Here is an 8,585-nt window from a genome sequence, read left to right on the forward strand (position 1 = left end):
GTCGGTCATGTCGGCACGTTGAACCGGTAGCCGACGCCTGGCTCGGTGATGATCAGGCGAGGCATCGACGCGTCGGGTTCGATCTTCCGGCGCAGGTGCGTGATGTGCACGCGGACGTGAGTGGCAAAGTCACCGAACTCACGATCCCACACGATGTCCCACAGCTGCCGCGGCGACATGGGTCTGCCGGCATGCAGCACGAGGGCGCGCAGCAGCGACCATTCGGTGGGTGTCAGTCGCTGTAGAGTGCCGTGCCGAACTACGCGCTGCTGCTGCAGGTCGATCTCCACGCCATCCACGGTGAGCAGGGACCAGGCACGCGATGCATGTGACATGGCCGCCCGACGAATCTGCCCGCGCACCCGCGCCTGCAATTCCGCTGCGCCACACGGCTTGCTGATGAAGTCGTCGGCACCGGCATCGAGGATGGCCACCTTCTCGTCTTCATCATCGCGCCCCGAAAGCACGATGATGGGCACGTCGGTCACGGTGCGCAGCTGGCGCAGCAACTCCGATCCGTCGCCGTCGGGCAAGCCCAGGTCGAGCAGCACGAGCTCAGGCGCCACCTGCGCGCACTCACGCACGGCTTCGGTCAGTGAGCTGGCCGTGCGCACCTGACGGCACATGGTGCCGAGTGTCAGGGCGAGCGTTTCACGAAGAGCATCATCGTCTTCGACGACGAGGAGAGTGTCCGGATCGGGCCACTCGGCGATGGGCGAACGGGCCATGCGACCGGGGAGGGGGACGGCGTTAAGGAGGTATTAAAGCGGTGGTGAGCCGCTCCCGAACGGGGATGGAGTTGCTGAGCGTGGAGCCGGTATCCGCAACGTAACGCTCGCACGCCCCCATGACACGTACCAACGCGCCCGGGCCTGTTCCCGTCACGGTCGTCATCCCGACGCTCAACGAGGAGGACCGCCTCCCCGCCTGCCTGACTTCCATCCATTGGGCGGCGGAAGTCATCGTCGCCGATGCCAGCTCGTCCGACCGTACCCGGGAGATCGCGCGACGTTTCGGCGCTGTCGTGCTGGAAGGCTGCGGCCCCACCATCGCCGACCAGAAGAACGCCGCGATTGCGCGGGCGAGTCATCGCTGGGTGTTGTCGGTGGACGCCGACGAGCGGGCGTCGGAGGAACTGGCGGCCGAGGTGGCCGCTGTCGTGAACGGCACCGGTGCGATCCCCGAAGCCGATGCGTATCGCATCCAGATGCGGAATCGCTATCTCGGCGCACCCTACGAGTTGGGCGGATGGTCGCGCGACTGGCACATCCGGCTGTACCGCGCCTCCGCGCGCTGGACGTCGCAACGTGTACACGAGCGCCTCGAAGTGCAGGGACCGGTCGCCGATCTCACGGCGCGACTCGAGCACGAGTCCTATCGCGACCTCGCCCATCAGCTCCAAAAGGGACATCGGTATTCTGTCTGGGGCGCGCAGGACCTGATGTCGTCGGGGCGTCGCGTGCGTACGTCCGATGTGGTGTTCCGACCGGCGTGGCGTTTCGTGAAGACCTACCTGATGGAGGGCATGTGGCGTGAAGGCATGCGCGGGTTCGTCTTTGCCGCGGTGCATGCCTGGTGCGGCTTTGCGAAGTACGCGCTGCTGTGGGATGAACAGCGCAAGCGGCACGCCGCTATGGCTGCCGTGCCCATGAACGAGCCGGGGCTCGATTCGCCATTCCCCACGACGCACTGATCGGCTCGTGTGGATTCCCGCGCTGTGCTACCATCGCATCGAAACGCCGCCCGTCGAGGCGCACCGCGACACCAACTTCGTCACGCCGGACGCGTTTGCCGAGCAAGTTGGCTGGCTGGCGCGGATGGGGTACACGGGCGTGACCGTCGCACAGATTCTCGCGTGGCAGCGAGGTACGCACAGTCTGCCAGCGCGTCCCGTGGCGATCACGTTCGATGATGCCTACGACAGCGTGGTGACGCATGCACTACCACGCCTCGCGCATCACAACTGGCCCTGTACGGTGTACGCGGTGAGTGCCTATCTGGGTGATCGCAATCGCTGGGATCCCACCGCACCCCCGGCCCGATTGCTCGATGCTGCGGCACTGCGCGCGCTGCTGCATGCGGGACATGATGTCGGCGCTCACACCCGGCATCATCGCCGGGTGCGTGGCCTCGACGGTCCCACGGCGCACGAAGAGCTTGCCGGCTCGCGCGAGGACCTCGAGCAGGCACTCGGCGCGTTGTGTGAAAGCCTGGCTTTCCCCTACGGATCCCACGATCTGCTCACCGTGCAGCGCGTACGCGAAGCCGGATTCGCCGGTGCCGTCACGCTCAAACGTCGTACGATCCGGCGCCGGTCGGACCCGTTCCGCCTTGGTCGCATGAGCGTGGGTGGTCCGCTGTCACTCACGCACTTCGCGCTCAAGTTCGCCAAGCTGCAACTGACCCCGTCGCTCATCTGACGCGCACGGGATTTCCCCACCGCCCCCCTCGTTCCCGCCCATGTCTTCCCGCCAGAGTGCTGCACCCGCCGATGTGACTGTCGGCGTGGACTCTTCCGCCTTGCCGTTGAGTGCCCGTCTCGCCCGCGCTGTGCGACGTACCCTGCGCATGGACCGTGAACGACGCTGGAACACCGAATACGCCACGGGCGGCTGGGATTGGCTGCGCAACATCGACGAGCGCGCGCACCACAGTGTACTCGCCGGATACGCCGCCTATCTCAAGCCGGGCGGCTCGCTGCTCGATGTGGGATGCGGAGAGGGCGTCTTCCAGGAGGAATTGCGCGGTGCGGCGGGACGTTACATGGGCGTCGACTTCGAGCAGGCCATACAAAAAGCGCAGCACAAGGTGAACGCCACCACCCGCTTCGTGGTGGGTGACATGAACGAATTCACGGTCGCTGAGAAATTCGACGTGATCGTGTTCAACGAAAGCATCTACTACCTGCACGACACGTTGACCGGTGTGCAGCGCTACGAGTCGATGCTGGCGCCGGACGGCGTGCTGCTCATCTCCATGCACGGCAAGGAGCGCAACGACGCCCTGTGGGCAGCGCTCGACGCGCGCTACACCACACTCGATCGTGTCACCATCACCAACGCGCGCGACGTGCGCTGGACCGTGAAAGCCATGGTGCCACCCGGAAGCAGCTTCCAGATGGCACCACAGGCGCCCTGAGGCGTTCGTCGCGTGGGCGCGCCGGCATTCAGACTGCTGGCGCGCTCAGCGTAGAGAGATCAATCACAAAGCGGTACTTCACGTCCGACTTGAGCATGCGCTCGTAAGCCGTGTTCACATCGGCCGCACTGATACGCTCGATATCGGCGGTGATGCCGTGCTTGCCGCAGAAGTCGAGCATCTCCTGCGTCTCGGCGATGCCGCCGATGAGCGAACCGGCCAGCGAGCGGCGCTTGCCGATGAATGTGAACGCGGCCGGCATCGGGTGGGTTTCCGGCGACACACCTACCAGGCACAGCGTGCCATCGAGACGCAGCAGCCGCATCTCGGCTTCGATATCGTGCGGGGCACTGACCGAGTCGATGATGAGGTCGAGAGTGTTGCGATGCGCGCGCATGGCGGCCGCGTCACCCGACACGATCACATGATGCGCGCCGAGGCGCCTGGCGTCTTCCACCTTGGACGGTGACGTGGTGAGCACCACCACTTCGGCACCCATGGCGGCCGCAAGCTTCACGGCCATGTGCCCGAGTCCACCGATGCCCACCACACCCACACGCTTGCCCGGGCCGATCTTCCAGTGGCGGAGCGGCGACCAGGTGGTCACACCGGCGCAGAGCAGGGGAGCCGCTGCCGCCGGATCGAGATTCTCCGGGATGCGCAGCACGAAGTCCTCGTTGACCACGATGGCCGAGGAGTAGCCACCCTGGGTGGGGCGGCCGGTCTCTTTCTCTGTGCCGCCGTAGGTGCCGGTGTTGCCCGCCTCGCAGTACTGCTCGAGGCCGTCCTGGCAGGGGACGCAGGTGCGGCAGCTGTCCACCATGCACCCCACGCCGACCCGGTCGCCCACGGCCCACCTGGACACCTGCGGGCCGACCGCCACGACGCGCCCGACGATCTCATGCCCGGGCACCTGGGGGTATTCGATGCCGCCCCACTCGCCCCGCACGGTGTGCAGGTCGGAGTGGCAGATGCCGCAGTACTCGATCTGGATCTGGACATCGTGCGCGCCGGGCGTGCGGCGATCGAAGCGCCAGGGGCCCAGGGGACCGGCCGCGTCGAACGCGGCAATGCCGATTGTGGGGATCATACCTGTAAAGCTGGCGGCCGTGACGTAGCTTTTCCACCGTTCCATTGGTCCCAACCATCCCGCCCCAATCATGAAAATCTCCCGTTTCGTCCCGCGTGTCGCGGTGACGATGGTCGGGTCGTTGTTGTGCGCGAGCACCGCAGCGGCTCAGGCCATCGATTCCGCGACCATCGCCGGCATGCGCTGGCGCACCATCGGACCGGCCAACTTTATGGGCCGTTTCTCCGATGTGGTCGGTATCCCCGGCCCCTCCAAGACCATCATTGCCGCCTCGGCGGCGGGTGGTATCTGGAAGACGACCAACAATGGCATCACCTGGCGTCCCACGTTCGACGACAAGCGCGTCGTGTCGATGGGTGCTCTGGCCATCGCGCCGAGCGACACGCAGCAGGTGTGGGCCGGCACGGGAGAGGTGAATTCACGCAATTCCATCGAGCCCGGTGGCGGCATCTTCAAGAGCACCGACGGTGGCATCACGTGGCAGGCCAAGGGGCTCGAGAAGACCGAGCACATCGGACGCATCGCGGTGCATCCGACCAACCCGAACATCGTGATCGTGGCGGCCCTCGGTGCCGCGTGGCGCTCCAATCCGGAACGCGGCCTCTATCGCACCACCGATGGCGGCAACACCTGGACGCTCGTGAAGCACGTCAGCGACAAGGCGGGCTTTGTGGACGTGGCCATGCATCCGAAGGATCCGAACATCGTGTTCGCGACGAGCTGGGAGCGGTTCCGTACGCCATACTCGCTGTGGAGCGGCGGCCCGGGGTCGGCCCTGTGGAAGAGCACCGATGCCGGCGTGACGTGGAACGAGGTGAAGGGCGGTGGTTTCCCGGCGGGCCTCAAGGGACGCATGAGCCTCGACATCAACCTCGGCAATCCGAACGTCATCTACATGATGATCGAGGCGTCGGAGAAGACGACGTTGCCCATCGTCGGTGAGCGCAACCCGAAGCTGAACGGCCTCTGGCGCAGCACCGATGGCGGCACCACGTGGACGCAGATGAACAACTACAACGTGCGTCCGTTCTATTACTCGCAGGTGCGCAGCGATCCGAAGAATGCTGATCGCGTGTACTTCTCGAGCACCGACCTGCAGGTGTCCGACGACGGTGGCAAGACGTCGCGCAACACCGCGCAGGGTGTGCACGTGGACGATCACGGCATCTGGATCGACCCGAATGATCCTGAGCGCTGGGTGCTCGCCAACGACGGCGGTGTGGCGTTCACGTACGACAAGGGCGGCAACTTCTCGCAGGGGCAGAACATCCCCGTCGCGCAGTTCTACGAAGTGGCCTACGACATGAGCGTGCCGTACAACATCTGCACCGGCGCGCAGGACAACGGCACCTGGTGTGGTCCGTCGCGCCGCCGCACGGGCACGACGAGCCTGGGCTACTGGTTCACCATCGCCGGTGGTGACGGCTTCTATGCCGCGATGGATCCCACCGATCCGAACATCGTGTACGGTGAGTCGCAGGGCGGCAATGCGTCGCGCGTGAACCTCAAGTCGGGTGAGCGTGCGCCGTTCGTGAAGCCGAGCTGGCAGGCCAAGTACAAGGCGTGGGAAGACTCCATCGCGGTCATCCGCGGCAACCCGCTGACGCCGGCCACGCGTGCCCAGACCACGGCCATCAATGCGCTGCGCACCCAGCAGAAGGCCGATTCGGCAGACCTGTCGCTGCGCTTCAACTGGAATTCGCCGTTCTTCATCTCGCCGCACAATCCGGCCGTCATCTACTTCGCCGGCAACCGTGTGCTCAAGTCGGTAAAGCGTGGTGATGATCTGCAGCTCATCTCGCCCGATCTGTCGCGCAAGCTCACGGCCAAGCTCGACACGTCGTTGCGTCTGACGGGTGGCATCACGCTCGACGCAACCGGCGCCGAGACGTATGGCACGGTGGTGGCGCTCGAGGAGAGCCCGGCCCGCGCCGGCCTGTTGTACGCCGGCACCGATGACGGTCACGTGTGGAAGTCGGCCAACGATGGCGGCTCGTGGGAGAACCTGTCGTCACGAATTCCCGGACTGCCGAATGGCGGTGAAGTGTACGTGACGCGCGTGGAAGCGTCGAAGTTCGACACCAACGTGGTGTACGTGGCATTCGACAACCACCGCTGGGGTGACTTCAAGCCGTACCTGTTCGTGTCGCGCGATGGTGGCAAGTCCTTCACGTCGCTGGTGAGCAACCTGCCCACGGGCGGTGTGGGTGACTACCTGCACGTGGTGCGCGAAGACCCCACCAATCCCGACCTGCTGTACGTGGGCTCGTCGATCGGCGTGTATGCGTCCATCGATCGCGGCGCGACGTGGACCAAGCTGACGGGCAATTGGCCGAGCACGCCGGTATACGATCTGCAGATTCATCCGCGTGATCGCGAACTGATTGCCGCAACGCATGGTCGTGGCATCTGGATCCTCGACGTGGCGCCGCTGCAGCAGATGTCGAAGGAGATCGCGGCCAAGCCGGTGCACCTGTTCGAGCCGCGTCCTGCGCAGCAGTGGGGTGAGGAACCCCTGCGTGGCGCGAGCGGCAACGGCAACGGTCAGAACTTCTTCGCCACGCAGAACCCGGCGTACGGGGCATCGATCAGCTATCGCATCGCACAGGGCAGCACGGGGCAGGCGCGCATCTCCATCGTGAGTGCCACCGGCGATACAGTGAGCAGCATGACGGGACCGGCCACCGCGGGCCTGCACACGGTGACGTGGAACTTCGCGCTCAATGCGCGCCCGGCGGCGCGCGCGGCACTGACGCCGAGTGAGAAGCGCGACAGCATTCTGCGCGCGGTGCGCATGCCGCAGGTGCTGGATTCGCTCAGCAAGGCGAAGTACGACAGCACCGCGCTGGCGTTGGCGCGGCAGCTGCTCAATCCGCCGGCGGGTGGCTTTGCCGCAGGTCGCGGCGGTGGGGGCCGCGCTGGTGCGGGCGCGTGTGAACGTCCGCTCACGCAGTGGGAGGCGTTCTGCGCCAGGCCGGCGGAAGCCACCACGTTGCGCGTTGGTGCGCCCACGGGCGGTGGAGAAGGTGCGGCCGCACTGCAGGAGCGCGCCACGCAGTTGCAGAACGCCGGCAGCAATCCGGCCGTGCGTCGGGTGTTCGACCTGATCGGCCTGCCGATGCCGGCCACCGGCGGACGCGGCGGCTTCGGCGGCGGCGGTGCGGGCGGCGGCATGGCCAACACCGGCGACTTCGCCGTGGTGCTGCAGGTTGGCGGCACGGTGATGAAGCAGCGCCTGCGCGTCGAGAACATGGGGGCAGCCGTTGGTGGCAACCCGTTTGGTTTCTCTGACGACGAAGACCGTGACGAGGATCGCGATCGTCGGTGACGTGATGCCCGGTCGCTGATCGGGCGCACAATCACCCAGGCAGGCAGAGAGGCGCCGAGTGATCGGCGCCTCTCGTGTTTCCGGGAACTGAGTGCGCTTCGTCCCTAGGGGTAGGGTGCGGGATTGATCGCCTGTTGGCGCCATGCAACCCTTTGGCCCCTCGCTGCGTCAAATGGGCATACCTGTGCGCCAGTCGTCTCCGGAGGTCCCCACCATGCGCCGCACATCCGTCCTCACAATCGCCCTGTTGGTCCTGTCCGTCGCTTCAGCTTGCATGCGACCGGCTCGGCTCACGCGCACGCTCGAGCGTGACCAGCTTTACAGCCGGCTGGTGGGTGAGTGGCAGGGCACGCTCGAGACGCCGGACAGCCTGTTGGGTGTGCGCGTGACGCGGCACACCAAGCTCAAGGTCGTGCCAGCTCCCGATCGTGACGGCCTCGAGTTGCAGTTCCAGTACGAGGATGCCCAGGGACGCGTGGCCACCCGCACCGATCGTCTGCATTTCGATGGCGCCATGGAGACCGCTCGCTGGGGCAACAGCTCCGCCCGGTGGCATCAGGCGTTCGATGTGATCTCACGCGGCGGCGGCGAGGGCGCAGCCCCACTGCGTCTGGTGCTCCAGACTACCGAGGAAGCGGACAGTCTTGGCCTCGATGTACCCGGCAACCGCCAGCGCGAGACGTTCGTGGTCAGTGCCGGCGAGGTGCGCATGGTCACCGAAGAACAGGTCGACGAGGACACCTTCGCGTTCCGCCACGCCTATGTGCTGCGACGGGCCGAGTAGCGAGATTCCAGTGCGGGCCTGACTGGCCCGGTGCGGCTGCAGCGGCCGTCGCACAGGCTGGGCTCTACGTCGGGGTGTTTTCTGCGCGAGTATCGATTCCAGGCGACGACCGAAACGGTCGAAGCATTGCGCCGTCTGCGGGGCGCGTGGCGAGGCATGGCCATCGCCGAACACGAAGTGACCATCGTGCTGCAGGACGGCGAAGCGGTCCGCATTGGCATCGATACGGCCGACGTGGAATCGCT

At 66.0% G+C, this 8,585-nt stretch carries 8 protein-coding genes; 6 read left to right on the forward strand and 2 right to left on the reverse strand.

Annotated features, from left to right (window positions below; all coding sequences use genetic code 11):
• Positions 1–5: 5 nt before the first annotated feature.
• On the reverse strand, positions 6–728 hold the full coding sequence (locus VGE27_RS18100; protein WP_331051085.1) for a response regulator transcription factor: 723 nt from the start codon (positions 726–728) through the stop codon (positions 6–8).
• Between the two features lie 119 nt (positions 729–847).
• Here VGE27_RS18100 and VGE27_RS18105 point away from each other — a divergent pair, with 119 nt between their 5' ends.
• Genes VGE27_RS18105 through VGE27_RS18115 form a run of 3 tightly spaced genes read left to right on the forward strand, consistent with a single transcriptional unit; the run spans position 848 to position 3,138 of the window.
• Positions 848–1,693 (forward strand): glycosyltransferase family 2 protein, encoded by an 846-nt coding sequence (locus VGE27_RS18105; protein ID WP_331051086.1) that lies wholly within the window; start codon positions 848–850, stop codon positions 1,691–1,693.
• 7 nt (positions 1,694–1,700) lie between these two features.
• The gene (locus VGE27_RS18110) at positions 1,701–2,420 is read left to right on the forward strand and encodes a polysaccharide deacetylase family protein (protein WP_331051087.1); all 720 of its coding nucleotides are present in this window, start codon (positions 1,701–1,703) and stop codon (positions 2,418–2,420) included.
• 40 nt (positions 2,421–2,460) lie between these two features.
• Positions 2,461–3,138 (forward strand): class I SAM-dependent methyltransferase, encoded by a 678-nt coding sequence (locus tag VGE27_RS18115; protein WP_331051088.1) that lies wholly within the window; start codon positions 2,461–2,463, stop codon positions 3,136–3,138.
• 28 nt (positions 3,139–3,166) lie between these two features.
• On the opposite strand, the gene VGE27_RS18120 is transcribed toward VGE27_RS18115, so the two are convergent.
• Complete coding sequence (locus VGE27_RS18120) at positions 3,167–4,228, reverse strand: NAD(P)-dependent alcohol dehydrogenase (protein WP_331051089.1); 1,062 nt, start codon at positions 4,226–4,228, stop codon at positions 3,167–3,169.
• Positions 4,229–4,298: 70 nt separating this feature from the next.
• Between VGE27_RS18120 and VGE27_RS18125 the strand changes: the two genes are divergently transcribed.
• The 3 genes from VGE27_RS18125 to VGE27_RS18135 all read left to right on the forward strand — a co-directional run.
• The gene (locus VGE27_RS18125; protein WP_331051090.1) at positions 4,299–7,556 is read left to right on the forward strand and encodes a WD40/YVTN/BNR-like repeat-containing protein; all 3,258 of its coding nucleotides are present in this window, start codon (positions 4,299–4,301) and stop codon (positions 7,554–7,556) included.
• 214 nt (positions 7,557–7,770) lie between these two features.
• Entirely contained in the window at positions 7,771–8,340 is a 570-nt protein-coding gene (locus VGE27_RS18130; RefSeq protein ID WP_331051091.1) for a hypothetical protein, read from the forward strand.
• A gap of 30 nt (positions 8,341–8,370) precedes the next feature.
• Positions 8,371–8,585: hypothetical protein (locus VGE27_RS18135; RefSeq protein ID WP_331051092.1), on the forward strand; the 215-nt coding region annotated here is incomplete at its 3' end.

This window comes from Gemmatimonas sp. (assembly GCF_036405635.1).
In the GTDB taxonomy this organism is placed as follows: domain Bacteria; phylum Gemmatimonadota; class Gemmatimonadetes; order Gemmatimonadales; family Gemmatimonadaceae; genus Gemmatimonas.

What these genes read in the sequence shown, in the direction of transcription:
- VGE27_RS18120 (WP_331051089.1), bottom strand. Translation starts at nt 4,228, where the DNA reads ATGATCCCCACAATCGGCATTGCCGCGTTCGACGCGGCCGGTCCCCTG.
- VGE27_RS18125 (WP_331051090.1), top strand. Translation starts at nt 4,299, where the DNA reads ATGAAAATCTCCCGTTTCGTCCCGCGTGTCGCGGTGACGATGGTCGGG.
- VGE27_RS18100 (WP_331051085.1), bottom strand. Translation starts at nt 728, where the DNA reads ATGGCCCGTTCGCCCATCGCCGAGTGGCCCGATCCGGACACTCTCCTC.
- VGE27_RS18115 (WP_331051088.1), top strand. Translation starts at nt 2,461, where the DNA reads ATGTCTTCCCGCCAGAGTGCTGCACCCGCCGATGTGACTGTCGGCGTG.
- VGE27_RS18105 (WP_331051086.1), top strand. Translation starts at nt 848, where the DNA reads ATGACACGTACCAACGCGCCCGGGCCTGTTCCCGTCACGGTCGTCATC.
- VGE27_RS18130 (WP_331051091.1), top strand. Translation starts at nt 7,771, where the DNA reads ATGCGCCGCACATCCGTCCTCACAATCGCCCTGTTGGTCCTGTCCGTC.